The sequence below is a fragment of the Cyanobium sp. Tous-M-B4 genome (assembly GCF_024345395.1).
GTDB lineage: Bacteria > Cyanobacteriota > Cyanobacteriia > PCC-6307 > Cyanobiaceae > Cyanobium_A.
Genome location: NZ_JAGQBA010000001.1, coordinates 288,800 through 314,176, shown reverse-complemented (window position 1 = coordinate 314,176; position 25,377 = coordinate 288,800). Strand labels below are relative to the sequence as shown.

Sequence of the window (25,377 nt, the reverse complement as noted above, 5' to 3'; positions counted from 1 at the left end):
GCCCTGAGGCTTGCCCCATGCGCTGGAGCCGCCCCTCCACCTTCTTCTGCGCCTTCCTCACCCTGCTGAACGACCGGCTGGGGGAAAGCATTGTGTTTCCGCTGCTGCCCTTTTTGCTGGCGGGCTTCACCAGCGATGGCCGGGTGCTGGGCCTGCTGGCGGGCAGCTACGCCATAGCCCAGTTCGCCTTCACGCCCCTGATCGGTGCCCTCAGCGATCGCTACGGCCGCAAACCGGTAATCAGTGTCTGTGTGGCGGGCTCGGTGCTGGGCTTGGCCCTGTTTGCCCTCACCATCAGCCTGCCCTGGGCCAGCCTCTGGCCCGCCGCCCAGGCCGCCGGGTTGCCCCTGGCCCTGCTGTTCGGCGCTCGGCTGATCGATGGGGTGAGCGGCGGCACCGCCGCCACAGCTAGCGCCGTGCTCGCCGACATCTCGCCACCGGAAAAACGGGCTAAGGCCTTCGGCCTAATCGGGGTGGCCTTTGGCCTTGGCTTCATTCTTGGCCCCGCCCTAGGCGGGCTGCTCGGCCAGATCAACGTCACCCTGCCGCTGCTCGTTGCCGTAGCGATCGCCGTGCTCAACCTGGTGCTGGTGCTCACCGTGCTGCCGGAAACCCACCCTCCAGAAGCACGCCGGGCCATGCCGCGCAAACGGGATCTCAACCCCTTTGCCGCCTTGCAACGGGTGTTCACCAACCCCCAGGTGCGGCGCCTTTGCGTGGCATTTTTTCTGTTTTTCCTTGCCTTCAACGGCTTCACCGCCGTGCTGGTGCTCTATTTCAAGCAGGCTTTCAACTGGGGCCCCGGCCTCGCGGCCTCAGCTTTCCTGGTGGTGGGAGTAGTCGCCACCGTGGTGCAGGGCGGCCTGATCGGCCCGCTGGTGAAGCGCTTCGGCGAATGGCGCCTCACCCTGGCAGGCCTGGGCTTTGTGATCGCCGGCTGCCTGCTGATTCCCCTGGCCACCCGGGCCAACGCTCAACCGGTGGTATTCAGCGCCGTGGCGATCCTGGCCCTCGGCACCGGACTGGTCACCCCCTGCCTGCGCAGCCTGGTATCTCGCCGACTCGACAGCGAAGGCCAGGGCGCCGCCCTGGGCAGCCTCCAGGGGCTGCAGAGCCTGGGCAGCTTTGTTGGCCCACCGCTGGCGGGCCTGGCCTACGAAACCACCGGACGCCAAAGCCCCTTCTGGCTTGGCATCGCCTTGCTAGTGGGGGTGGCCCTGCTGGTGGCCGGTGGTCTTCCGGGCCGAAACGCGGCAATGACAGCAGGACTACACGGATCGGACAGTTGAGATTGCTACGTTGCCGCTAATCACAGCCAGGGTGCGGCATGGCGGAATCAACGGCTGAAACCCAGCTAGCTCCCGAGCTTTATATCAACCGAGAACTGAGCTGGCTGGAGTTCAACTACCGGGTGCTGGCACAAGCCCTAGACGAGCGCACGCCGCTACTTGAGCAGGCGAAGTTCAGCGCCATTTTCAGCAACAACCTCGATGAATTCTTCATGGTGAGGGTGGCCTCGCTGAAATCCCAGATAGATGCCGGGGTGAGCAGTCTCAGTGATGACGGACTCACCGCCCAACAACAGCTTCAGGCGATTCGCACCAAGCTGCGCCCCCTGCTGGAAATGCAGCAGCAGCACTACCGCCATTCCCTTAAAAGCCATCTGTCCGACTACGGCGTTCACCTCACCGACTACGCCAACCTCAACGCAGCCCAACGCGATTGGCTCAACGCCTACTTCCAGGGCGCCATTTTCCCGGTTCTCACCCCCCTGGCGGTAGATCCCTCCCACCCCTTTCCCTTCATCAGCAACCTGAGCCTCAACGTGGCCGCCCTGGTGCGCGACCCCGATACGGGTCAGCAGGAATTCGCCCGGGTGAAGGTGCCGCAGAAAAACCTGCCCCGCTTCGTCCAGATCCCCCCCCACCTGAGCGGCAAGCAACCCGAAGCCGTCTACACGGCCGTGCCTCTCGAGCAGGTGGTGGCGTTCAACCTCGGCCTGCTGTTCCCAGGCATGCATGTGGAGGGGCATTACTTCTTCCGCGTCACCCGCGACGCCGACCTGGAGTTGCGCGACCTAGAGGCCGACGATCTGATGGAGGCTCTTGAGGAGGGCCTACGCAAACGCCGCCGAGGCGGTGAGGTGGTGCGGCTGGAGGTGGCCGATGAGATGCCGGAAGCGGTGGTGCAGCTGCTGATGGAAGGCACCGCCGTCGAGGCGGAAGACGTTTACCGGATCAACGGACCCCTGGGTCTCGACGATCTGATGAGCCTGCTGGCCATTCCCTTGCCCCAGCTCAAGGAGAAGGCCCACAAGGGCCGCACCACACCAGCCCTGGCCCGCACCCAGAAGAGCCAGCTGGAAGACGGCTCTATCAAGGCGGAGGAGTTTGAAAGCATCTTCTCGGTGATCCGCCGGGGAGATGTGCTGCTGCATCACCCCTACGACCTGTTTTCCACATCGGTAGAGGAATTCCTCAACCAGGCCGCCGATGACCCCTCGGTATTGGCCATCAAGATGACCCTCTACCGCACCTCTAAGGATTCAGCGGTGGTGGCAGCACTGATCCGGGCCGCCGAAAACGGCAAGCAGGTGATGGCCCTTGTTGAATTAAAAGCCCGCTTCGATGAAGACAACAACATCCAGTGGGCTAAGCAGTTGGAGGCATCTGGGGTGCACGTCGTCTACGGCGTGCTGGGCCTGAAGACCCACACGAAAATCCTGCTGGTAGTTCGCAAGGAGAAGGAGCGCCTCAACAGCTACGTGCATATAGGTACGGGCAACTACAACTCCAAAACCTCCAGCCTCTACACCGATATCGGCCTGCTCACGGCCAGGCCGGAATTCGGCGCCGACCTAGTGGAGTTGTTCAACTACCTCACCGGCTTCTCAAAACAGCAAAGCTTCCGCCGCCTACTGGTGGCTCCAGTGACGCTGCGCAGCCGCATGGAAGGCTTGATCCGCCGCGAAATCGAACATGCCCAGGCCGGCAGGGGCGGCCATATCCGAGCAAAAATGAATGCCCTGGTGGATCCGGCGATCATCGCCCTGCTCTACGAGGCCTCTCAGGCCGGCGTCATGATCGAGCTGGTGGTGCGTGGCATGTGCAGCCTGCGGCCCCAACTGGAGGGCATCAGCGACAACATCCAGGTTGTGAGTGTGATCGGTCGCTTCCTTGAACACTCGCGACTGTTTTGGTTTTGCAATGGCGGCGAGCCCGAACTTTTCTTTGGCAGCGCCGACTGGATGTCACGCAACCTGGACAGACGAGTTGAAGCGGTAGCCCCGATCGAAGATCCAAAACTGCGCCATCAGCTTGAGCAGGTCATCGATCTCTACCTGAATGACACCAGTGCCTGGCACATGGACAATCAAGGAAAGTTCAGTCAACGACAGCTCGAAGGCGAACAACATCTGGTTCAGCGGGAGATGATGCGTCGCTGGCGCGGCGGTTTGGTGGCTTAATCAGCAGCAATCCATACAGGAATTCTTCCAAATCAAGGAGTTACAACCAACGCAACAGTGCTACATTCCAGCCAAATCCAATACGGAGGCTGGGGTGTGGGGACGCCTTTGCAATCCGCTTCAGACGTTGTTGACAGCAACGCCTCGAAGCAGTCGCCATCTTTGATGGCGCCAAATGCTGCTGCTAGCAAATCTGCGTCTGCAAAGGCACGCGCCACAGGCCCAAAAGCCGGAGGCCGGCTTAGTGCCGATTCAATTGGCTGGTATCTAGGCACCATTGGCCGGGTGCCGCTGCTCACGGCCGCCGAAGAAATTGAGCTGGCCCACCACGTGCAGGCCGGCAAACGCCTGCTGGAGCTGCCTGCAGGGGAGCACACCCCCAAGCACAAGCGCCAGCTGCGCATGGCCCAGCGGGCCCGCGATCGCATGATGGCCGCCAACCTGCGCCTGGTGGTGAGCGTCGCCAAGAAATATCAAAACCAGGGGCTGGAGCTGCTGGATCTGGTGCAAGAAGGGGCGATCGGCCTAGAGAGAGCTGTTGACAAGTTCGACCCAGCAATGGGCTACAAATTTTCGACCTACGCCTATTGGTGGATCCGTCAAGGGATGACCCGGGCGATCGACAACAGCGCCCGCACGATTCGTTTGCCGATTCACATCAGCGAAAAGCTGTCGAAGATGCGGCGGATCAGCCGGGAGCTTTCCCATCGGCTCGGCCGTCAGCCCAATCGCCTCGAGCTCTCCCATGCCATGGACATGGCCCCGCGGGACCTCGAAGATCTGATGGCCCAAAGCGCTCCCTGCGCTTCCCTCGATGCCCATGCCCGCGGCGAAGAAGATCGCAGCACCCTGGGTGAACTGATCGCAGATCCGGCCAGCAACGAGCACCTGGACTCGATGGACCGGCACATCCAAAAGGAGCACCTGGGCACCTGGCTCTCCCAGCTAAACGACCGGGAACAGCAGATCCTCAAGCTGCGCTTCGGCCTAGAAGGGGCCGAACCTCTCACCCTCGCGGAGATTGGCCGGCTGATCAATGTGTCTCGAGAGCGGGTGCGGCAGCTGGAGGCAAAGGCAATCATGAAGCTGCGCCTGATGAGCAACTACCAGCAGGCCGCTTGAGCCCATGGCCGCTGGATGGTCGCAGCAGCTGCTGGGAGTGGCGGCCGTTGCTGGCTGGCTGGCCCTGTTGGCGCTAGCGGCGCTGCAGGTGCGGCGTCGCTGGAATGGTCAACGGGAATGGAGTCGCAAGTTGGTGCACATCGGCACCGGCGCCGTGGTGCCGATCGCCTGGGCCACCGGGATCGATCGCCTGATCGCCATCCCCGCCGCCGGCCTGATCACGCTGCTGGCGGCAATGAACCATCGCTTCCGCCTGCTGCCAGCCATCGAAGATGTGGGCAGGGCCAGCTACGGCACCATCGCCTATGGGGCCTCAATAACCCTGCTGCTGCTGCAGTTTTGGCCGCAGCAACCCGCTGCCGTAGCCGCTGGCGTGCTGGTGATGGCCGTGGGTGATGGCCTCGCCGGACTGCTGGGCCCCCTGGTGAGCTCCCCTTGCTGGCTGGTGTGGGGCCAGCGCAAATCCGTCGTTGGCACCGGCGCCATGGCCGCTGGCAGCCTGGCCATGCTGCTGCTCGTGCATCAGCTGGCGATCGCGGCTGGCCTGCCCCACCCGGAGCTACCCGCCCTGCTGGCCATCAGCGCCACTGCAGTGGTGCTGGAGCAGGTGGCGGTGGGGGGCCTCGACAACTTCACGGTGCCGCTGGCAGCCGGCTGGCTCTGGCAACGGCTCAGCTAGAGCACTGGCTTAGCTAGCGCACCGCCTCAGCCAGGGTTTCGAGCACCTCCGAGGTGGTGGCCAGATCGATGCAGGCATCGGTGATGCTCTGGCCGTAGGTGAGCTGGCTTAGGTCTGACGGAATCTTCTGGCTACCAGCCACCAGATGGCTCTCCAGCATCACGCCCATCACGTGGCCAGAGCCGGCGCGCAGCTGGGCTGCCACCTGGGCTGCCACCTCTCCCTGGCGGCGATAGTCCTTGTTGGAGTTGCCGTGGCTGCAATCCACCATCACCCGAGGCGGCAGGCCGGCTTTGGCTAGCTCAGCAGCGGCTTCCTGCACCGCCTCCGGGTGGTAGTTGGTGCCACGCTTGCCACCCCGCAAGACCAGATGGCCATCGGGATTGCCCGTGGTGGTCACAATGGCGGCGTGACCGTCGTGGTTGATGCCCAGGAAATGGTGGGTCTTCGCCGCCGCTTCCATGGCATTGATGGCGGTGATGGCACTGCCGTCGGTGCCATTTTTGAAGCCGATCGGCATCGACAAACCCGAGGCCATCTCCCGGTGGGTCTGGCTTTCGGTGGTGCGGGCGCCGATGGCCGTCCAACTGATCAGATCGGCGATGTATTGGGGCACCACCGGATCGAGCAGCTCGGTAGCCGCCGGCAGGCCCATCTCGGCTAGGTGCAGCAGCAGGCCGCGGGCCACACGCAGTCCCGTATTGATGTCGTAGCTGCCATCGAGGTGGGGATCATTGATCAGGCCCTTCCAGCCCACGGTGGTGCGGGGCTTCTCGAAATAAACCCGCATCACGATCTCGAGCGCGTCCTTGTAGCGCTCATGGGCCTCGGCGATTGCCGCGGCGTATTCGTGGGCCGCGGCCACATCGTGCACCGAGCAGGGCCCCACGATCACCAGCAGACGGGAATCACTGCCATGCAGGATCGCCTTAATACGTTCTCTGGCTTGCTGGACCGTTGCCGTTGAACGATCGCTGATCGGCAGTTCGCGGTGCAAGAGCGCCGGAGGCACCAGCGGCCGGGTTTCCACGATGTGGAGATCGGAGGTGGGAAACATGAACCGGCTAGGCGCTGAGGCAGGCAAACCAGCCTAGAAGCTGCCTGGGTACAGGAGCATCTGCACAATCGGTCCATGCGGGCATGGGCAAGCTCATCCTGTCCTCCGGAGGGCGAATGCTCACCCCAGCCCGATCCCAACAAGGGGGGACGATTAACGTGACGCACACAGGATGTAGCTCAATGAGATTTCTAGCCAAAAGCATCCCCATTGATGACTCACTTACCCCGGCAGCCATAGACATTCAGGCCTCCCAGCTCAGCAGATATCATCTAATCAAGGATCTCGCTCTTAAAGGCACGGAGCAGGTCACCTGCTTTCTCCAGCGGGTCGAACAAATCCACAATCGTCCGGAAAGGTTGCAACTCAACCTGATCACTATCCTTTGCGAAGACGACAGCTCCCCGGAACAATCCCAGATATTACCTTTGTTTGATTTCATCGGCATTCACGGCAGCACTTTCAAGGCCTACGGCGTGATGCTCTCCACTTACCTTCATGACCTAGATCGCAAAGCCATCGATCAAGATCGTATCTCCGGCAGGGAGTCGACAACAGCCAGGATGGCACGACTTTTAGTAGATTCACTATTTTTACCAACATACTACAACAATAACAATCCTCCATTTTTAGATCAGACACCTGTTTTCATCTTTCCCGAAAGCCGAACGCTTAAACAAGGCGGTAGATCCTCTTCGACAGATCACTACATGGCCCAATTAGGCTTCAAAGCTAGCCATTGCTCACTCGAAAAAGAAGCCATTACTTTGCGTTTATTTCGCCATGAAAGCGAGGAGCATTCATGCGAATCGACATGGGCATGTAAGTCAACTAATCGCGCAATTCTTGCCGTCGGCCAGGCCTGTGTGGAAATGGCCAAGGGCATAGTCCCCGTGCCGGGAAGCTGTCTGAAACCGTTTGATCGAGCAGGCCTGAATGGAGACGTTCAAACCAGCCAGACCGCAATCGCCGAGCGTTGGCTGATACGGCACCAAGAAAGTGTCAGCCCTGGGTGACAGGCGAAAGCTGATCGAACAAGTGTTGGAGAGAGTCGTAAAAATTATAGCGAAGGCTCAGAATCCTTTCCATCCCCCTAGCCAGATCGGTGGCTTCACTCCGCTGTAATGCATCTAAGGCAAGAACTTCGCCCCTAGTCCCTGGCGAATGCCCGAGGTAACCATCGATCAGATCCGGCAGATGTTGGCGCTCATCATGATCAATGTGATCGGTGAGCTGCCTTAGGCAATCCTCGTTGGACGGGTCAGCAAACGAAGGGAAAGCGATCCTGAAACCCTTTAAAAAGGCCTGATATTCGATGGGGATGCACTTCTCTGTTGCCATGATCATCCCAACTATTACCGCCAGGCTGTCCTGTGGATCAATGGGATAGGGATCCCATGATTCCGCTGGTAGGCGTGAAAGATGGCAACTCTTGAGAGCCGGAGGATCCAGGAGGTCTAAGGCCGAACTCAACCGCTTTCCCCATTCCGCATGCGCTCCCTCACCAGTCTCTTGGCCTGTATCCGGATTCAGGCCCATTTCATCAGCAATATTGATCTGCAGGGCCCGCACAAGTTCGACCCGGCCTGCTGCCTCGGCCATCTGTTGCGCTAGCGAAAGCATCGGCAGGAAGCTATCAACAATAGTTTTGCGACGCCGATAAATCCAGGCAACTTCTGCCGGAGCAAAACAACCCCGGGCCAATTGCATAAGGAGAGGATGTTCTGCCAAATCGTGACAGAGCTGGCTTAGTTCACGATGGATGTCCGTATCAGCAGATATCTGAAAGCAATCATCTTGATTCTGCCTCAATAAAGCTTCGCTTATCACAACTTATTTGATTTAACTATGCATAAAAACCATATCAGCATTTAGGCCGGGATGCCGGCTCGCCATGGCGGACGCTCTCGTTCTGCAGCATTGCTCACCAAGCAGGGACCCATCGGTGACGAGAATGACACTAGAGATGATCACCCCACGGCCCATGCCCGACGCCGCTATCCCACCCGCCGAGCTGCTGAGCAGCTACCGCGCCGCTGCGGCCGAACGCGAAGCCCTGGGGGTGCCCGCCCTGCCCCTGAGCGCCGCACAAGCCAGTGCCCTCACAGAGCTGCTGAGCGCACCGCCCGCCGGCGAGGAAGCTTTCCTGCTGCACCTGCTGAGCGAGCGCATCCCCCCCGGCGTGGATGAGGCGGCCTACGTGAAGGCCGGCTGGCTCTCGGCCGTGGCCAAGGGCACGGCTACTACCCCCCTCCTGAGCCCCGTGGCGGCCGTAAAGCTGCTGGCCACGATGATCGGCGGCTACAACGTGAGCGCCTTGATCGAGCTGCTCAGCAACTCCGATCCGACCATCGCTAGCGCCGCCGCCGAGGGCCTGAGCAGAACGCTGCTCGTCTACGACGCCTACAACGAGGTGCTGGAGCTGGCGGCTGGCAACCCCTACGGCCAGCAGGTGATCGACAGCTGGGCCGCCGCCGAGTGGTTCACCGCCAAAGCCGAGCTGCCCGCCGAGATCACCGTGACGGTGTTCAAGGTGGAGGGTGAAACCAACACCGACGACCTCTCCCCCGCCACCCACGCCACCACCCGGCCCGACATCCCCCTGCACGCCATGGCGATGCTGGAAACCCGCATGCCCGGCGGCCTGGAGCTGATCAGCCAGCTCAAAACCAAAGGTCACCCGGTGGCCTACGTAGGCGATGTGGTGGGCACAGGCAGCTCGCGCAAATCCGCAATCAACTCCGTGCTTTGGCACACCGGCAGCGACATCCCCCACGTGCCCAACAAGCGCGGCGGCGGTGTGATCCTGGGCGGCAAGATCGCGCCAATCTTCTTCAACACCGCCGAAGATTCCGGCGCCCTGCCGATCGAGTGCGACGTAACGGCGCTCAACTCCGGCGATGTGATCACGATCCGCCCCTACGCCGGCACGATCGAGCGGGCCAGCGGCGAAGCGAATGCCGGAGAGATCGTGGCCCGCTTCGAGCTCAAGCCCAGCACGATCACCGATGAGGTGCGCGCCGGCGGCCGCATCCCACTGCTGATCGGCCGCTCGCTCACCGATAAGTTGCGCGCCCAGCTGGGGCTGGCCCCCTCCGATCTGTTCATCCGCCCAGTGGCCCCGGCCGACACCGGCAAGGGCTTCACCCTGGCCCAAAAGATGGTGGGCAAGGCCTGCGGCCTGGCGGGCGTGCGCCCCGGCAGCAGCTGCGAGCCGCTGATGACCACCGTGGGCTCCCAGGACACCACCGGGCCCATGACCCGCGATGAGATGAAAGAGCTGGCCTGCCTGGGCTTCTCCGCCGATCTGGTGATGCAGAGCTTCTGCCACACCGCCGCCTATCCCAAGCCGGTGGATCTCAAGACCCACGCCGAGCTGCCGGATTTCATGGCGTCCCGCGGCGGCGTGGCCCTGCGCCCTGGCGACGGCATCATCCACAGCTGGCTCAACCGCATGCTCCTGCCCGACACCGTGGGCACCGGCGGCGACAGCCACACCCGTTTCCCGCTCGGCATCTCCTTCCCGGCCGGCTCCGGCCTGGTGGCCTTCGCCGCCGCCATCGGCGCCATGCCGCTGGACATGCCCGAATCGGTGCTGGTGAAGTTCACAGGCAAGCTGCAGCCGGGCGTCACCCTGCGCGATGTGGTGAATGCGATTCCCTACGTGGCGATTCAGCAGGGCCTGCTGACCGTGGCCAAAGAAGGCAAAAAAAACGTGTTCAACGGCCGGATCATGGAGATCGAGGGGCTGCCCGATCTAAAGCTGGAGCAGGCCTTTGAGCTCACCGACGCCACCGCCGAGCGCTCCTGCGCCGGCAGCACCATCAAGCTCAGCGTTGAAACGGTGAGCGAATACCTAAGCAGCAACGTGGCGCTGCTCAAAAACATGATTGCCCGGGGCTACGGCGATGGGCGCACCCTGGCCCGCCGCATCAAGGCGATGGAGGCCTGGCTGGCCAACCCGGTGCTGCTGGAGGCCGATGCCGATGCCGAATACGCCGCCGTGATCGAGATCGATCTCAACCAGATCACAGAACCGATCCTGGCCTGCCCCAACGACCCCGACAACGTCAAAACCCTCTCCGAAGTAGCCGGCGCGGCCATAGATGAGGTGTTCATTGGCAGCTGCATGACCAACATCGGCCACTACCGCGCCGCGGCCAACGTGCTCAAAGGGCAGGGCGAAAATTCCGCGCGGCTCTGGGTATGCCCCCCCACCCGCATGGACGAGGAGATGCTCAAGGAGGAGGGCTACTACGCCATCTTCGAAGCGGCCGGCTCGCGCATGGAGATGCCGGGCTGCTCCCTGTGCATGGGCAATCAAGCCCGAGTCGAAAACGACACCACGGTGTTTTCCACCAGCACCCGCAACTTCAACAACCGCCTCGGCAACGGCGCCCAGGTGTACCTGGGCAGCGCCGAACTAGCGGCGGTGTGCGCCCAGCTGGGCCGCATTCCCTCCAGAAACGAATACCTAAAAGTCGCCGCCGAAAAGATCGATCCCTACGGCGCCGAGCTCTACCGCTACCTCAACTTCGATCAGATCGAAGGCTTCGAAGACAGCGGCCGCGTGCTGAGCAGCGAGCAGGAAGCCCAGGTGCTGGCGGGGGTGTGAGGCTCAGGTCAGCTCATAACAGCTGAGTCACATAATCGAGCTGAGTTAGGCCGCCGTTGCCGTCTGGGTAATTGGCAAAGCCAACTGTCACATCCCCGTACAGCGAATTAGCGGTACTCAGCACGCTGTCCTCTCCATCGCTACTACGCCTCACATCCAAATCCTGCCAACTGGCCTTGGCACGAAATCCACCCCTTTCGTTGCGTTTTACAGTGACGATGGAAGCGATGGAAAGGTCATCCTTAGCGTTCAGGCCAACACTGGTAGCAGGCAGCCGGTAATTGCCATTATCTGTGCGATAAATCCCTTCAAAGTGGCTTATCAAATTCTTATCTCGATTTCGATAAGAGAAGTTCGTGTAGTTCGAGAACTTACCCGTGATGCTGTCGTAATCAATCAGATATCCTTCACCTGCTTCTAATCGCCCTCCTGATCGATTCAAGGCGTCGCCAGATCCCCCAGCAATTGTGTAAGAACCTTTGCCATTGGCCCAGATTCCATAAGCCGTGTGGGTCACCAACGGATCGCGCTCTCCCGGGAAGCGGATGGGGATTTGGCGGCCCGTAGCCAACTCAACGATGAAAGCGGTGGAACTGAGGCTGAAGTAACCGGTGATGCCATCGACATCGGCGTTATCGGTGTTCCCGACTGCCAGGCCCCCATCGACGGAATGGACAAAGGTGTAGGTCCCCTTCGTGCCCAGCTGAGTGGTGCCCTGCACACTGCGCCAACCGCGACCCGTCGTGCCATCCACCGCTCCGGTGTAGACGAAGCCAACAACGGCTGGATTGTTCGCCGATGGAGTCTTACCGCGCAGATCACGGGTATAAGCGCCCACGAGATTGCCCAGGCCGGCACCGAGATTGTCGGGGCCATACACGCTGGTTCCCGCAGCGCCGAATTTCTTTGGCACGGCCACGGTGCTCCAGGTGCCGGAACCGCTAACACCGTTTTTCTCCACCGCATCCAAGGGCCCCTGGTATACCAAACCCAACGGGGTAGGGCCCGGCGAATTGTTAGCGCCAACCAACAGGAAAGTGCCCGGTGCGTCACCACCCTTAAGGCCCTGCAAATAGGTGACCACCGTGGGGTCTTTGCCTGGGTTGTACTGGAAGGGGGAGATGAATTGACGACGCTTGGCTGTCATGGCCAGGGGGCTTCAAAGGATTGTCAGCACTTGGCCGCACCCTGTCAGCTTGGCGCCCACTGCACAAGCTGGCGCAGTTTGGTATCAGTCCTTACAACAAACCGAAAAAATCAGCTCTCCCAGCGGAGGTCCCTAGCGTCCAAAAGTTGGTTGAACAGCTCCTCCATGCGTCGCATTTCTCTGCTCGCCGGCGGCATCGCCCTGGCCCTCGCTGGAGGCCTAAGCCTCACCGGCTGTGACCAGGTCACCCAGAGCGCCAAGGACGCCGCCACCTCTGCTGCCACGGGTGCCGCCCAGACTGCCCTAGGTCCAGCCGTGACCCCGGTGCTCGACCTGCTCAAGCAGGGCCAAAGCAAGGTGGCCTCAGGCGATCTAGCCGGTGCCGCCGCCTCCATGGGCGGCTTCGCGGCCATCTGGGAGAAGGCCGCACCAGTGGTCAAGCCCCTGGCCGGGGATAAGTGGGCCTCCATCGAAAGCGCTGCCCAAGGATTGAGCGGCACCTTCAGCAAGGGCACTCCATCGGCTGCCGATGCCAACGCAGCCATCAGTGGCCTGCTTGGCCCCCTCTCCGCCCTGGCCGGGAAGTAAATCGCGCCCCCGTGGTGAGACGCTGGAGGTCACCGTCCGGCGTCTCACCTGAACCAGGAAACCCTGCTGTTTGAGCCCGCCCAGCCGGCAGCCGGGGCGTTGCGGGCCGTGCTGGCCTTCCCCAGCACCTACACGGTGGGGATCACCAGCCTGGGTTACCAGGTGGTGTGGGCCACCCTGGCCCAGCGGGCCGATGTGGATGTACGCCGCCTATTCACTGACCAGGGCGATCCAGCGCACCGCCACTGCGACCTGTTTGGCCTGTCGCTGAGCTGGGAGCTGGATGGGCCGGTGCTGCTGGATCTGCTGGAGCAGCAGCGCATCCCGATCTGGGCGGCCGAGCGCGGCGACGACGATCCGATCGTTTTCGGCGGTGGGCCGGTGCTCACCGCCAACCCCGAGCCGCTGGCACCATTTTTTGATGTGGTGTTGCTGGGCGATGGCGAACTGTTGCTGCCAGCCTTCGTCGATGCCCTGCAGGCAGGCCGGGACGCTCCCCGGGCCGAACGGCTCAGGCGACTGGCGGCCGTACCCGGCGTGTATGTGCCCAGCCTCTATGTCCCCCGCTATAGCCCCGAGGGCGATCTGCTCGCGGTGGAGCCAAGAGAAGCGGGTATCCCGGCCACGGTGGCAAAACAAACCTGGCGCGGCAACACCTTGAGCCATTCGACTGTGATCACCCCGGAGGCGGCCTGGCCCTCAATCCACATGGTGGAGGTGGTGCGCAGCTGTCCGGAGCTGTGCCGCTTCTGTCTGGCCAGCTACCTCACCCTGCCGTTTCGCACCCCCAGCCTGGAAGACGGCCTGATCCCTGCGGTGGAAAAGGGCCTGGCCGCCACCCAACGGCTGGGATTACTGGGGGCCTCAGTAACCCAGCACCCCCAATTCGCCGACCTGCTGGCCTGGCTCGACCAGGACCGCTTTGAAGGCACGCGGGTGAGCGTCAGCTCGGTGCGGGCCGCCACCGTGACCGCCGAGCTGGGCCGAATCCTGGCCAAACGGGGCAGCAAATCGCTCACGATCGCGATTGAAAGCGGCAGCGAGCGCATGCGCCTGGTGGTGAACAAGAAACTCGCCACCGAAGAGATCTACGCCGCCGCCCGCTACGCCAAGGAGGGCGGGCTCACGGGCCTGAAGCTCTACGGAATGGTGGGCCTGCCTACGGAAGAAGACACTGATGTGGAAGCCACCGCCGAGCTGCTGCTAGCTCTCAAAAAAGCCACTCCCGGCCTGAGGCTCACCCTAGGAGTTAGCAGCTTCGTGCCCAAGGCCCACACGCCCTTTCAGTGGCAAGGCGTGCGTCCCGAAGCCGACAAGCGACTCAAGCTGCTGGCCAAGCGGCTCAAGCCCAAGGGCATCGAGCTGCGCCCCGAGAGCTACGGCTGGAGCGTGATCCAGGCCCTGCTGTCGCGCAGCGACCGGCGCCTAGCGCCGGTGATCGCTGCCGCCCGCGGCAAGCACGAGAGCCTGGGGGGCTGGAAGCAGGCATACCGGGCGGTGCGGGAGCAAACCTCAGGCCCCGAGAGCCCACCAGCCTGGGAGGAAGTGATCCACGCCACCTGGAGCCCGGAGCGGGTGCTGCCCTGGGCGCACCTGGAGGGGCCGCTGCCTGCGGCGACTCTCGCCAAACACAGGCTTGATGCGCTCGGCGAAGCTGCCTGAACCTCAAGCAAACACCGCCGTCCGCCCCCGGTAAACCATCACCTGGCGCTTGAGGTGCAGGCGCACGGCCCGGGCTAGGGCCAGGCGTTCGCAGTCGCGGCCGAGGCGGATCAGGTCGTCGACCTCATCGCGGTGGCCCACGGGCACGGTGGATTGGGCAATGATCGGCCCCCCATCCAGCTGCTCGGTCACGTAGTGACCGGTGGCACCGATCAGCTTCACGCCCCGCTCCCAGGCCCGGTGATAGGGCTGGGCGCCCTGGAAGGCAGGCAGGAAAGAGTGGTGGATATTGATCACTCGGTGGAAAGCATCCGGTGGATCAAAGCTCTCCAAAAATGCCGGCGTCAGCACCTGCATGTACTTGGCCAGTATCACCAGCTCGATTCCGTGCTCAGCAAGCAGCTCCAGGTGCCGTGCTTCAGCCTCCTCCCGGTTAGCGGCTGAGATGGGCACATGGGCAAAGCGGGCCCCAAATTCCTCGGCCAGGGCGCCAAGGTCGGGATGGTTGGAGATCACCAGCGGCACCTGCATCGGCAACTCCCCCGTGCGCGTGCGCCACAGCAAATCCAGCAGGCAGTGGTCCTGCTTGCTCACGAAGATCGCCACCGGCGGGCGCACATCTGAGAAGTTCACCTTGTATTGGCCGCCCAGGCGCTCCGCCAGGGCGCTGGCCGTGGGACAGATCGCCTCCCGCGGCAGCCCGAAACCCTCAAGCTGCCACTCAATCCGGCTCAAAAACAAGCCTGCTCCTTGATCGCTGTGGTGGTCGGCGTGCACGATGTTGCCGCCGTTAGCTGCCACCCAGCCCGAGAGTTCCCGCACCAGCCCAGGTTGATCCGGGCAGATCATCTGCAGGATGGCGGTGGCGGTAGTCATGGCCATGGTCAACGTCAGTTCAGACGTAGCACCTCGGCGGCATTTAGGGCCAGGTTGCGAGGGGCAACAGACAGGCCGGAAGAGCCAGCCCGCCCCGATAAACTCACCCCCACGAAAAGGTGTTGGTACCTGCTGATGGCTTCTGCGCGGATTCCTGAGGTTTTCACTGCTTTCAGCCAGCAGCTGCGCCGTTTAATGGTGCTCTGCCTTGCCACCGTGCTCTGCCTCGGCCTGAGCGCCTGTGACGGCAGCCAGGGCAAGAAGCCGCCGACCATCAGCCCAGAGGACATGGCCCTGATCGAGCGCCAAGCCGAGGGCTTCCTGGCAGCCCGCAACCGCCTGCCCGAGTTGGCCGCCCTCGTGAATGAGCGCAACTGGGTATTCACTGCCAACTTGATCCACGGCCCCATGCAGGAAGTTGGCCGGGAAATGAGCTACATCAACCAAAGGCTGCTGCCCGCCGACCGCCCCGAGGCAGAGAAGCGTGCCACCGCCCTGAAAACGGCCCTAGCCCAGCTCGATGAAGCGTCCCGCCTTCAAGACGGCGACAAGCTGCGTAAGGGTTACATCAAGGTGGCGAGCGGTTTTGGTCTCTATGCCCAGGTGTTGCCAACCCAAGTGCAGGAAGACCTCAAGCAGATCTGATTAAGCAAACCCATCCCGTCGGATCAGCCGTTAGGCGCCTTTCGATCGCTGTAATCGGCGCCGGCTTGGTTGGCCGTGCCTGCGCCTGGCAACTGCTGCAGCGTGGCCACCGAGTTTTGCTGATCGATCCAGGCCTGGACGGCCAGCGCGACCCCAGCTCAGGCAGCGAGGCGGCCCTGGGGGTGCTGATGGCCCAGGTGTTTCACCGCAACAGCGGCCGGGCCTGGCGGTTGCGTCAACGCAGCCTGGAGCTCTGGGGCCAATGGCGTCAGCAGTTGCAGGCCCAGGGCTGGGCGCTGCCCTGGCGGCCGGGCTTGCTACTGCTGGCCAGCACGCCTGAGGAACTGGAGCGCCAGCGGCAGTTGGTGACAAGCCGGCGGCAGCAGGGCTTTGCCTTGGAGCTCTGGGACCAGCCCCGGCTTGACGCCCTGGCACCAGCCCTGCCGATCGGAGCCCTGGGCGGGCTCTACTCCCCGGCCGACGGGCAGCTGGATCCCGGACCCGCCCTCGCAGCCCTGCTAGCCGATGGCCTGCGGCTGGGTCTGCAAACCTGCTGCGATCGAGTTCAGCGCCTCGAACAACGCCCCGGTGGCTGGAGCATGCACACCCGCAGCGGCGAGCTTCTGGAAGTGGAAGCGGTGGTGCTGAGCGCCGGGGTAGCCAGTACCGCTCTGCTGGCGGGCATAGGCCACCAGGTGCCCATGGAGCCGGTGTTAGGCCAGGCCCTGGAACTGGAGTTGCCACTCCCCACAAACTGGAGCAGCGCCAGCCCCTGGCCTGGGGCGGTGCCCTGGCCAGGAGCAGTGGTGTGGCAAGGGCTCAACCTGGTGCCCCGTGCCAGCAGCAAGCTTTGGCTGGGGGCCACCCTGGAGCCTGGCGATCAAGCCGATGCCGCCGCCCTCGCCAACCTGCAACAGCTGGGTGGTGCGGCGCCAGCCTGGCTGCAACAGGCCACCGTGGTACGCCAGTGGCAGGGCCACCGGCCCCATCCGATCGGCCGCCCGGCGCCCCTGCTCGAGCAGCTGGAGCCTGGCCTGGTGCTGGCCAGCGGCCACTACCGCAATGGCGTGCTGCTGGCACCGGCGACAGCGGAATGGGTGGCCGACCAACTGGAGCAAGGCTGAGAAACCAGCCAGCAAAGACCTTCTTAATCAAGCCCTAACCTGCCGGGACGCCACCCTTCACCAGCTACCTCCATGGCCGTCAGCCGCTTTCGCCCCAGCATCCTGTTAAGGGGCGCCCTCGGCTTGGCTGCCCTAATCAGCCTGAGCAGCTGCAGCAACGGCCAGACCTTGCAAGCCGCCGGCGCCAGCTTCCCGGCGGGCCTTTACCAACGCTGGTTTGCAGACCTGGCAAGCAAAGACAAGATTCGGGTCAACTACCAGTCGGTGGGCTCCGGTGCCGGCGTCCGCCAGTTCCAAGCCGGCACGGTGGATTTCGCCGCCAGCGACAAACCCCTGGACGCCCAAGAGGCTGCAGCGATCAAAAGGGGTGTCGTGCAACTACCCCTCACAGCTGGCGCCATCGCCGTGGCCTACAACCTGCCCGGTTGCAAGCTCAAGCTCAGCCAGGAGCAGCTGGTGCAGATCTTCGAGGGCAAGATCAGGAACTTCCAGCAGCTGGGCTGCGCCGACCAGGCGATCCAGGTGGTGGTGCGCTCCGATGGCTCCGGCACCACCTACAACTTCACCAATTCACTGGCCGCCTTCAGCCCCAGCTGGAAGAAAGGGCCCGGCGTTGGCAAGTCGGTGAACTGGCCCACGGGAGTGGGCGCCAAAGGCAATGAGGGCGTCGCCGCCAGCCTGCTGCAAACCAAAGGCAGCATTGGCTACGTGGAGGCGGCCTATGTGCGAGGCGTCCTCCAGGCCGCCGCCATCGCCAATCGCGCCGGCAGCTTCAGCCTGCCCGATGCCGCCAACGCCAGCCAGGCCCTGGCCACGATCAACTTGGGAGACGATCTCACCGGCAACGATCCCAATCCCAGCGCCGGCTATCCAATCGTGACCTTCACCTGGGTGCTGCTCTACAAAGATGGCAATGCAGCCAAGCTGCCCGCCCTGCAGAGCACCTTCAACTACGCCCTCAGCGAAGCAGCCCAAAAGCAAGCTCCATCTCTGGGCTACATCCCCCTGCCCGCTCCTGTCTTGGCCAAAGCGAAGAATGCCCTGGCCACCATTGGCCCCTGAGCCCCCATCAAAAAGCCCCCCTTGCGGGGGGCTAAAGATCACCTAAAGGCGCTCAATAAATCTGATCACTTGCTCTCAGTGAATTCAGCATCGATAACGTCGTCGCTGGATGCAGAGCTAGCCGCATCGGCACCAGCACCATTGCCACCAGGGGCAGCGCCGCCGGCCTCAGCTCCTGCAGCCTGCTGATACACGGCGGCACCAGCGGCATACAAGGCCTGCTGCAGGGTCTCGAGCTCAGACTTCATGGTGTCGAAGTCTTCCTTAGCGATCGCCTCCTTGAGCTTGGCGGAGGAGGATTCCACCTTGGCCTTGTCCTCAGCGCCCACCTTGTCGCCGAGCTCGCCGAGCTGCTTCTCCGACTGATAAACGAGGGTTTCGGCCTGGTTCTTCAGGTCGATCTTTTCGCGCTTCTCCTTGTCGGTAGCAGCGTTGGTCTCGGCATCCTTGACCATCTTCTCCACCTCGTTGTCGCTGAGGGTGGAGGCTCCGGTGATCGAGATGCTCTGCTCCTTGCCGCTGCCCTTGTCCTTAGCGGTGACGCTGAGGATGCCATTGGCATCGATGTCAAAGGTGACCTCGATCTGGGGAACGCCGCGGGGTGAAGGAGGAATGCCGTCGAGGCGGAAGGTGCCGAGCGACTTGTTGTCGCTGGCCATCTCGCGCTCACCCTGGAGCACGTGGATCTCCACGTTGGTCTGACCATCCACCGCCGTGGAATAAACCTCGGTTTTCTTGGTGGGGATGGTGGTGTTGCGAGTGATCATCTTGGTCATCACGCCGCCAAGGGTCTCAACGCCAAGAGACAGGGGGGTGACGTCCAACAGCAGGATGTCCTTGACCTCACCGGCCAACACACCGCCCTGAATCGCAGCACCAACGGCCACAACTTCATCTGGGTTGACGGTTTGGTTGGGGTCCTTGCCGGTAACGCGCTTGACCAGCTCAAGCACCGCCGGGATGCGGGTGGAGCCACCCACCATCACGATTTCGTCGAGTTCAGCAGAGGAGAGCTTGGCGTCCTTGAGGGCCTGCTCTACCGGCACGCGGCAACGATCAATAAGTTTGGAAGCCAACTCCTCAAACTTGGCCCGGGTGAGGGTGAGGTCGAGGTGCTTAGGGCCCTCCGGGGTGGCCGTAATGAACGGCAGGTTGATTTCGCTCTGGGTAGCACTGGAGAGCTCGATTTTTGCCTTCTCTGCCGCTTCGGTGAGACGCTGCAGTGCCTGCTTGTCCTGGCGCAGATCAATGCCCTCATTGGCTTTGAAGCTGGCGGCCAGGTAATCAACGATCACCTTGTCAAAGTCATCGCCGCCCAAGTGGGTGTCACCGGAAGTGGAGAGCACCTCGAACACACCATCGCCCACCTCAAGCACGGAGACGTCGAAGGTGCCGCCGCCCAGGTCGAAAACCAGGATGCGCTCATTGCTCTTGCGATCGAGGCCGTAGGCCAGGGCCGCGGCAGTCGGCTCGTTGATGATGCGCAGCACCTCAAGGCCAGCGATCTTGCCGGCGTCCTTGGTGGCCTGGCGCTGGGAGTCGTTGAAATAGGCGGGAACGGTGATCACCGCTTGGGTCACCGTCTCACCGAGATACTTGCCAGCGTCTTCGGCGAGCTTGCGCAACACCTGGGCGCTCACCTCCTCGGGGGCAAACTGCTTATTGAGAACGGGGCACTTCACCTTCACATTGGCGCCGGCCTTTTCAACGCCGTAGCTCACTTCCTTCGATTCTTCGTTGACTTCATCAACGCGGCGCCCAATGAAGCGCTTCACCGAATAGAAAGTGTTCTCAGGGTTCATCACCGCCTGACGCTTGGCGATTTGGCCCACCAGCTGATCCTGGTTTTTGGTGTATGCCACCACGGAGGGTGTGGTGCGAAACCCTTCGGCGTTGGCAATCACGGTGGGCTTGCCGCCCTCCATAACGGCGACACAGCTGTTTGTGGTGCCTAAATCAATGCCAACGACCTTGCCCATGGGTTACTAACTCCTTACGGTGAGTGGATCTGACTGGAAGCATCTTCAGCAGCTGGGGCCTTCCCAGGCGAGGGGTGGTTCCCGAACAGCTTCAGCCAGCCAGCCCACCTGCATGCCCCAGCCGATCTCCGGAAGTACTGCCCTAGCTGGGGTTCTCGGGGATCCGGTGCGCCACTCCCTATCGCCGGCAATGCACAACGCAGCCCTGGCGGAGCTGGGGCTCAACTGGGTGTACTTGGCCATGCCCACCAGCGCAGACCAGCTGGCGATGGTGGTGCAAGGGCTGGAGGCCATTGACTGCCGCGGCCTCAATGTGACCCTGCCCCACAAGCAAGCCGTGGCTGGTCTCTGCCGCAGCCTCTCGCCCCTGGCACAACGGGTGGGTGCGGTGAACACCTTGGTGCGGCACCAGCAGGGGGGCTGGCTGGGGGAAAACACAGATGTGGAGGGCTTCTTGGCTCCCCTACGCAGCACTGAGCAGAACTGGCAGGAGCGGCGAGCGGTGGTGCTGGGCTGTGGCGGCAGTGCCAGGGCTGTGGTGGCAGCCCTGGTGGAACTGGGCTGCAGCTCGATCGCCATGGCAAGCCGCAGCAGTGATCGCCTCGCAGCCCTGCTGGCCACCTGCCACAGCTGGGCGCCCCAACTGCGGGGGCTGGAATGGGCTGGGGGCAGCACGGCCCTAGCCGAGGCACTGGCCCGGGCAGACCTAGTGGTAAACACCACACCCGTGGGCATGGCTGCCACCGGCAATCCGGATGCGGCCCGGCAGTGCCCACTCGGCCCCAGCGAACTGGAAGCCTTACAACCCGGCGCCACCGTGTATGACCTGATTTACACACCCAGGCCCACGGCCCTGCTGCTGGCGGCGAGCCAGCGGGGCTGCCGGGGCCTGGATGGCCTGGAGATGCTGGTGCAGCAGGGGGCAGCCTCCCTGCGGCGCTGGAGCGGGCTTGAGCAAGTGCCCGTGGCGGCAATGCGCGCGGCAGCCCTAGCCCAGCTGGGCCCCTAGCCTGAAGGCTCTGGAAGTTTCTCCATCCATGCAGGATCCCCCGATCTGGCAGCGAGTGCTGGCGGCCCTGGCCTACCTGTTGCCCTGGAGCGACGCCTTCTCCTTCGGTAGAGGGCTGTTCGGCCTGTTCCCGGCACTGCAGTGGCTTGGGGTGCCGATCCTGCCGATCGCCCTGCTGGAGCAGGCGGTGCCCTTTGGCGGGCTGGTGCTGTTCTTAGTGCTGTTCCTGGCGGTGGTGCGCAACAGCAAGGTGCCCTACGTGATCCGCTTCAACGTGCTGCAGGCGATCCTGATCGACATCGTGGTGGTGCTGGTGAGCCTGGCCTTCCAGGTGCTGCAGCTCGGCGCCCTGGACTTCGTCGGCAAAACCCTCAGCAACACGGTGTTTATCGGCATTTTGGTGCTGGTGCTGTTTGCAGTGGTGCAAAACCTGCGGGGTAAGGAAGCCGATATTCCCAGCCTCTCAGAAGCCGTTCGGATGCAGCTGTAAGGTGTTTGATCCGTCGCTGGTGGGCATCAGCCCGCCGGCCGCTGCCCCAATTCCTGAGGCGACAACCCCGAAGCGACCATGACGCAGCCCTATTACGAGACCATGTACATCCTTCGTCCGGACATTCCGGAAGAAGAGGTGGAAACCCATGTCGCCAAGTACCGCGATCTGGTCACCGAATCCGGTGGTGAAGTGCTTGATTGCCAGATGCGCGGCAAGCGCCGCCTGGCCTATTCGATCGCCAAGCACCGCGAGGGCATCTATGTGCAGCTCAACCACAACGGCGACGGCCAGCAGGTAGGTCCGCTGGAGCGGGCCATGCGTCTCTCGGAAGATGTGATTCGCTATCTCACCGTCAAGCAAGACGGCCCTATGCCGGCACCACGCACCCTGCCCGGCGCCAGCACTGAAGCCGCTCCCATGGAACCAGCCACCGTCTGACCCAGGGACTCCAAATAGCTGCGGAGCTAATTCAGGCCTGGCTTGTAAAAAATCGGGCCCACTCGTAATCTCCGCCCATGGAGCCTGACGCCATACCACCAGCACCGAAGTGGCAGCCCTCTGTCGCTTCGGTTTTTTCTTGGCACCAGCAGCAAGAGCGCCAAAGCGAACTGGAACAGGAACTCGCCAAAACTCGGGAGGAGCTTGAGGCCATGCAGGCCCTGCTCGAAGACCTACCCAGCCTGTTTGAAGACAAATTTCGGCAGCGATTGCAGCCGATGCTCGACCAGCAACAGCGGCTGCTCAGCGACAACGCCAACCTGCGCCAGCACCTGCTGCAGTTACAGCCTGGCAGCGATACGAGTGTCCAGCGCCTGCTGCTGCCCCAGCAAGAGCCTGGCAGACCACGACTGCGCCAAGCCCTACTCCATGCCTTCGGCTTCAGCCCTAACCCGGAGCCCTAACGCCGGCGCTGGTTGGCCGCCCAGAGGCGGGTGGGCAGACCCCACACATAGATAAAGCCCTCGGCAGCCTTGTGGTCGAACTGATCTTCCGCGCCGTAGGTGGCCATATCGGGCACATAGAGGCTGTGGCTCGCACTGCTGCGGCCCACCACGGTGGCATTGCCCTTGTGCAACTTCAGCCGCACAGTGCCGTTCACGGTTTGCTGGGTGCGCTCCATGAAGCCATCAAGCGCATCCTTGAGCGGGCCATACCAAAGGCCCTGATACACCAGATCCGCCCACTGCTGCTCGAGCTGGCGTTTGGTGCGCAGCACATCAGCCGCCAGGGTGAGGCTCTCCAGCTCTTGGTGGGCCTTGATCAACAGCAGCAGGCCAGGGGTTTCGTAGATCTCCCGGCTCTTGATACCAACCACCCGGTTTTCCACCATGTCGAGGCGGCCGAAGCCGTGGCTGCCGGCGAGGGCATTTGCCTGGCGGATCAAGCTCACCGGATCGAGGCGCAGTCCGTCGATGCTCACCGGGTTGCCCTGCTCAAAGCCGATCTCAACGATCTGGGCCTGATCCGGCGCCGCATCCACCGACACGGTCATGGCGTAGATCTCCTCGGGCGGCTCCACGTTTGGATCCTCCAGGGGGCCGGCTTCGATCGAGCGGCCTAGGAGGTTGAGGTCGATCGAATAGGGCGACTTCTTACTCACCGGCGAGGGGATGCCACAGCGCTCGCCGTAGGCGATCGTTTGCTCGCGGCTCATGCCCCACTCCCGCGCCGGGGTGAGCACCTTGAGATCCGGGGCGAGGGCGCCGATAGCCACATCGAAGCGCACCTGATCGTTGCCCTTGCCGGTGCAGCCGTGGGCCACCGCATCGGCGCCCACCTCGCGGGCAATCTCCACCAGTCGCCGCGCGATCAGGGGCCGGGCCAGGGCGGTGGAGAGGGGATAGCGGCCTTCATAGAGGGCGTTAGCCCGGATAGCCGGGAAGGCGAATTCGGTGATGAAGGGCTCGATCAAGTCGCCCACGATCGACTGGCTGGCCCCTGAATCGAGCGCCTTCTGGCGAATCGGCTCCAGCTCGTCGCCCTGGCCTAGGTCAGCGGCGAAGGTGATCACCTCCTCCACGCCCCACTCCTGCTTCAGGTAGGGAATGCAGACGCTGGTGTCTACGCCGCCGGAATAGGCCAGCACCGCCTTCTTCGCCCGACCCATCAACGCCTCTCCATGCGTTTAGTTGCTCGATTCTCCCCTGTCGGGGTGTGGCAGGGACCAGTGGGTCAGCAACCACAACCCCATTAGCAGGGGCGGCAGACCCACCAGCAGCCACACCACCCCCTGCTGCAGGGGCAACGGCTGGGGCCAGCGCTCGCCCGCTGCGGCCAGCGCGGCACTGATGGCCAGGGCCAGGGCCCAGACCTTCAGCACCCCGGCGAGGGGGCTGGCCTTTTGGCTGCTGGTAGGCATGCTCTGGTGGGCTGCATTTGCTTTGCAGCTATGGTGACTGATTGGTCTGTATGGGCCTAGCCCCAGACCTAGCTACCGGTAGGCGCACGCATGAGCACACTCGCGACCAGTGACAGCAGTCGACTCGACACGATCAATCCCTCGCTGACCCGCTACCGGCGCAGCGATCCAGCTCCGGTGCTGCCCTTGCGCGATGAGCCCGATCTGCTGAGCTGGCTGGAGAGCAGTGGCCGCCTAGTAGCGGATGAAGAAACCGCCAGCACCGAAGTGAGCACGGTGGAAGAGGAGGAGCTTTCCGCCCTGATGGGCGAGAAGGAGGACTACAACAAGGACGACGAACAACAAGACGAAGACTGGGAAGACTGAGTTCCGCAGGGGAAACTGGGGCGATCGCCGTCCCTTTCCCTTGCTTGTTTCGACCCCGGCTGCCCTACTCAGCGGTTTGTTGTTGCTGGCCTGTCTGCTGTGCGACTGGCTTAGCGGCGCGCCCCAGCTCACCGTGCCGCTGCTAGCTGCCGGCCTGATCAGCGCTGGAGTCACCGGTTGGGGGGTGCCGCGACTGCGCCAGCTCAAGCTCGGCCAGGTGATTCGCGCTGAGGGGCCCCAGGGCCACCTCAGCAAGGCAGGCACTCCCACCATGGGCGGACTGCTGGTTGTGCCCGTGGGGGTGCTGGTGGGCGGCCTGCTGAGCCCGAGCGATCCACGCCTGCTGGCTGTTGCCGCCGTAACCCTGGCCTACATGGCGATCGGCGCCGTCGATGACTGGCGCAGCCTCACCCGCCGCACCAACACGGGCCTCACGCCCCGGGGCAAATTGCTGCTCCAGGCCGGCGCGGCCCTGTTGTTTCTGATCTGGGCCGCAGCAGGCCAGTGGCTGGGTGGGGCCTCCCCTGGCGACATCGCCCTGCCCCTGGGCTGGGTGCTGCCGATCGGTTTGCTGATCTGGCCGCTGGGGTTGTTTGTGTTTATGGCCGAAAGCAACGCCACCAACCTCACCGATGGCCTCGACGGCCTGGCCGCAGGCTGCGGCGCCGTGGTGTTCACAGGCATGGGGCTGCAGCTGATGCTGCGCGGCCATGAAGGCGATGCGGCTATGGCCGGTTTCTGCGCCGCGATGGCTGGCTGCTGGCTGGGCTTTCTGGTCCACAACCGCCACCCGGCTCGGGTGTTCATGGGCGACACCGGCTCGCTGGCCATGGGCGCAGCCCTCAGCGCCGTCGCCTTGCTCTCCAACAGCCTCTGGCCCCTACTGCTGATGGGCGGCGTCTTCCTAGCGGAATCGCTGTCTGTGATCCTGCAGGTGTGGGTGTTCAAGGCCACCAAAGACCCAGCCACGGGCCAGGGCCGGCGCCTGTTCAAGATGGCGCCGCTGCACCACCACTTCGAACTTGGTGGGCTCAACGAACAGGTGGTCGTGATCCGCTTTTGGCTCGCCAGCCTGCTACTGGTGGGATTGGGTTTAGTGCTGCTGCCCTAAGCCCTGCCCTCGCCTAA

General features: G+C 63.0%; 24 protein-coding genes. 17 read left to right on the top strand and 7 right to left on the bottom strand.

What is annotated here, in order from left to right:
- The first annotated feature begins 17 nt into the window (after positions 1–17).
- From KBY73_RS01575 to KBY73_RS01560, 4 genes are all read left to right on the top strand, one after another.
- Positions 18–1,289 carry an MFS transporter gene (locus KBY73_RS01575; protein WP_254935349.1) on the top strand — a complete coding sequence of 424 codons (1,272 nt, stop codon included), beginning with the start codon at positions 18–20 and terminating at the stop codon, positions 1,287–1,289.
- 38 nt (positions 1,290–1,327) lie between these two features.
- Positions 1,328–3,466, top strand: coding sequence for a polyphosphate kinase 1 (ppk1, locus tag KBY73_RS01570; RefSeq protein ID WP_254935348.1), 2,139 nt, complete (start codon positions 1,328–1,330; stop codon positions 3,464–3,466).
- A 96-nt stretch (positions 3,467–3,562) separates the two neighbouring features.
- Positions 3,563–4,588 carry a sigma-70 family RNA polymerase sigma factor gene (locus tag KBY73_RS01565; RefSeq protein ID WP_254935347.1) on the top strand — a complete coding sequence of 342 codons (1,026 nt, stop codon included), beginning with the start codon at positions 3,563–3,565 and terminating at the stop codon, positions 4,586–4,588.
- A 4-nt stretch (positions 4,589–4,592) separates the two neighbouring features.
- Positions 4,593–5,267, top strand: a complete 675-nt coding sequence (locus KBY73_RS01560) for a diacylglycerol/polyprenol kinase family protein (RefSeq protein ID WP_254935346.1) — start codon at positions 4,593–4,595, stop codon at positions 5,265–5,267.
- 13 nt (positions 5,268–5,280) lie between these two features.
- Here the strand turns inward: KBY73_RS01560 and KBY73_RS01555 are convergent, their stop codons facing one another.
- A complete protein-coding gene (locus KBY73_RS01555; protein ID WP_254935345.1) occupies positions 5,281–6,324 on the bottom strand; it encodes a 3-deoxy-7-phosphoheptulonate synthase in 1,044 nt (347 codons plus the stop codon).
- Between the two features lie 83 nt (positions 6,325–6,407).
- Here KBY73_RS01555 and KBY73_RS01550 point away from each other — a divergent pair, with 83 nt between their 5' ends.
- Positions 6,408–7,340 (top strand): hypothetical protein, encoded by a 933-nt coding sequence (locus tag KBY73_RS01550; protein WP_254935344.1) that lies wholly within the window; start codon positions 6,408–6,410, stop codon positions 7,338–7,340.
- Here KBY73_RS01550 and KBY73_RS01545 read toward each other — a convergent pair.
- Positions 7,327–8,154 carry an iron-containing redox enzyme family protein gene (locus KBY73_RS01545; protein ID WP_254935343.1) on the bottom strand — a complete coding sequence of 276 codons (828 nt, stop codon included), beginning with the start codon at positions 8,152–8,154 and terminating at the stop codon, positions 7,327–7,329. The two genes, KBY73_RS01550 and KBY73_RS01545, sit on opposite strands and share 14 nt — an antisense overlap.
- Before the next feature lie 154 nt (positions 8,155–8,308).
- On the opposite strand from KBY73_RS01545, the gene acnB reads away from it, so the two are divergent.
- Positions 8,309–10,939, top strand: a complete 2,631-nt coding sequence (gene acnB / locus KBY73_RS01540; protein WP_254935342.1) for a bifunctional aconitate hydratase 2/2-methylisocitrate dehydratase — start codon at positions 8,309–8,311, stop codon at positions 10,937–10,939.
- A 13-nt stretch (positions 10,940–10,952) separates the two neighbouring features.
- Here acnB and KBY73_RS01535 read toward each other — a convergent pair whose 3' ends face one another.
- On the bottom strand, positions 10,953–12,086 hold the full coding sequence (locus KBY73_RS01535) for a hypothetical protein (RefSeq protein WP_254935341.1): 1,134 nt from the start codon (positions 12,084–12,086) through the stop codon (positions 10,953–10,955).
- Positions 12,087–12,251: 165 nt separating this feature from the next.
- On the opposite strand from KBY73_RS01535, the gene KBY73_RS01530 reads away from it, so the two are divergent.
- Together KBY73_RS01530 and KBY73_RS01525 are read left to right on the top strand one after the other, a co-directional pair.
- Positions 12,252–12,674, top strand: coding sequence for a hypothetical protein (locus KBY73_RS01530; protein ID WP_254935340.1), 423 nt, complete (start codon positions 12,252–12,254; stop codon positions 12,672–12,674).
- Positions 12,675–12,782: 108 nt separating this feature from the next.
- The gene (locus KBY73_RS01525; protein ID WP_254935339.1) at positions 12,783–14,336 is read left to right on the top strand and encodes a radical SAM protein; all 1,554 of its coding nucleotides are present in this window, start codon (positions 12,783–12,785) and stop codon (positions 14,334–14,336) included.
- 3 nt (positions 14,337–14,339) lie between these two features.
- On the opposite strand, the gene purU is transcribed toward KBY73_RS01525, so the two are convergent.
- Positions 14,340–15,212 carry a formyltetrahydrofolate deformylase gene (purU, locus tag KBY73_RS01520; RefSeq protein ID WP_254935338.1) on the bottom strand — a complete coding sequence of 291 codons (873 nt, stop codon included), beginning with the start codon at positions 15,210–15,212 and terminating at the stop codon, positions 14,340–14,342.
- A gap of 135 nt (positions 15,213–15,347) precedes the next feature.
- On the opposite strand from purU, the gene psbQ reads away from it, so the two are divergent.
- The 3 genes from psbQ (at position 15,348) to pstS (ending at position 18,043) form a co-directional block, all read left to right on the top strand.
- Positions 15,348–15,857, top strand: a complete 510-nt coding sequence (gene psbQ, locus KBY73_RS01515; protein ID WP_254935337.1) for a photosystem II protein PsbQ — start codon at positions 15,348–15,350, stop codon at positions 15,855–15,857.
- Positions 15,854–16,981, top strand: a complete 1,128-nt coding sequence (locus KBY73_RS01510) for an FAD-binding oxidoreductase (RefSeq protein ID WP_261349099.1) — start codon at positions 15,854–15,856, stop codon at positions 16,979–16,981. The genes psbQ and KBY73_RS01510 overlap by 4 nt, the downstream gene beginning before the upstream one ends.
- A gap of 72 nt (positions 16,982–17,053) precedes the next feature.
- The gene (gene pstS / locus KBY73_RS01505) at positions 17,054–18,043 is read left to right on the top strand and encodes a phosphate ABC transporter substrate-binding protein PstS (protein WP_254935336.1); all 990 of its coding nucleotides are present in this window, start codon (positions 17,054–17,056) and stop codon (positions 18,041–18,043) included.
- Positions 18,044–18,108: 65 nt separating this feature from the next.
- Here the strand turns inward: pstS and dnaK are convergent, their stop codons facing one another.
- Positions 18,109–20,022, bottom strand: coding sequence for a molecular chaperone DnaK (dnaK, locus tag KBY73_RS01500; RefSeq protein ID WP_254935335.1), 1,914 nt, complete (start codon positions 20,020–20,022; stop codon positions 18,109–18,111).
- Positions 20,023–20,134: 112 nt separating this feature from the next.
- Here dnaK and KBY73_RS01495 point away from each other — a divergent pair, with 112 nt between their 5' ends.
- The 4 genes from KBY73_RS01495 to KBY73_RS01480 all read left to right on the top strand — a co-directional run bounded on the left by KBY73_RS01495 (position 20,135) and on the right by KBY73_RS01480 (position 22,426).
- Positions 20,135–21,031: a shikimate dehydrogenase gene (locus tag KBY73_RS01495; protein ID WP_254935334.1), complete on the top strand. Its 897-nt coding sequence runs from the start codon at positions 20,135–20,137 to the stop codon at positions 21,029–21,031.
- Positions 21,032–21,041: 10 nt separating this feature from the next.
- On the top strand, positions 21,042–21,521 hold the full coding sequence (locus KBY73_RS01490) for a Tic20 family protein (protein WP_254935608.1): 480 nt from the start codon (positions 21,042–21,044) through the stop codon (positions 21,519–21,521).
- 78 nt (positions 21,522–21,599) lie between these two features.
- Positions 21,600–21,962 (top strand): 30S ribosomal protein S6, encoded by a 363-nt coding sequence (gene rpsF, locus KBY73_RS01485; protein WP_106502591.1) that lies wholly within the window; start codon positions 21,600–21,602, stop codon positions 21,960–21,962.
- A 77-nt stretch (positions 21,963–22,039) separates the two neighbouring features.
- The gene (locus tag KBY73_RS01480) at positions 22,040–22,426 is read left to right on the top strand and encodes a hypothetical protein (RefSeq protein ID WP_254935333.1); all 387 of its coding nucleotides are present in this window, start codon (positions 22,040–22,042) and stop codon (positions 22,424–22,426) included.
- On the opposite strand, the gene KBY73_RS01475 is transcribed toward KBY73_RS01480, so the two are convergent.
- Both KBY73_RS01475 and KBY73_RS01470 read right to left on the bottom strand, forming a co-directional pair.
- Positions 22,423–23,631 (bottom strand): argininosuccinate synthase, encoded by a 1,209-nt coding sequence (locus KBY73_RS01475; RefSeq protein ID WP_254935332.1) that lies wholly within the window; start codon positions 23,629–23,631, stop codon positions 22,423–22,425. The genes KBY73_RS01480 and KBY73_RS01475 overlap by 4 nt on opposite strands.
- Before the next feature lie 18 nt (positions 23,632–23,649).
- Positions 23,650–23,883, bottom strand: coding sequence for a hypothetical protein (locus tag KBY73_RS01470; protein ID WP_254935331.1), 234 nt, complete (start codon positions 23,881–23,883; stop codon positions 23,650–23,652).
- Between the two features lie 90 nt (positions 23,884–23,973).
- Here KBY73_RS01470 and KBY73_RS01465 point away from each other — a divergent pair, with 90 nt between their 5' ends.
- Together KBY73_RS01465 and mraY are read left to right on the top strand one after the other, a co-directional pair.
- A complete protein-coding gene (locus tag KBY73_RS01465) occupies positions 23,974–24,249 on the top strand; it encodes a DUF3134 family protein (RefSeq protein ID WP_106502587.1) in 276 nt (91 codons plus the stop codon).
- Positions 24,250–24,289: 40 nt separating this feature from the next.
- A complete protein-coding gene (mraY, locus tag KBY73_RS01460; RefSeq protein WP_254935330.1) occupies positions 24,290–25,360 on the top strand; it encodes a phospho-N-acetylmuramoyl-pentapeptide-transferase in 1,071 nt (356 codons plus the stop codon).
- The last annotated feature ends 17 nt before the right edge of the window (positions 25,361–25,377 follow it).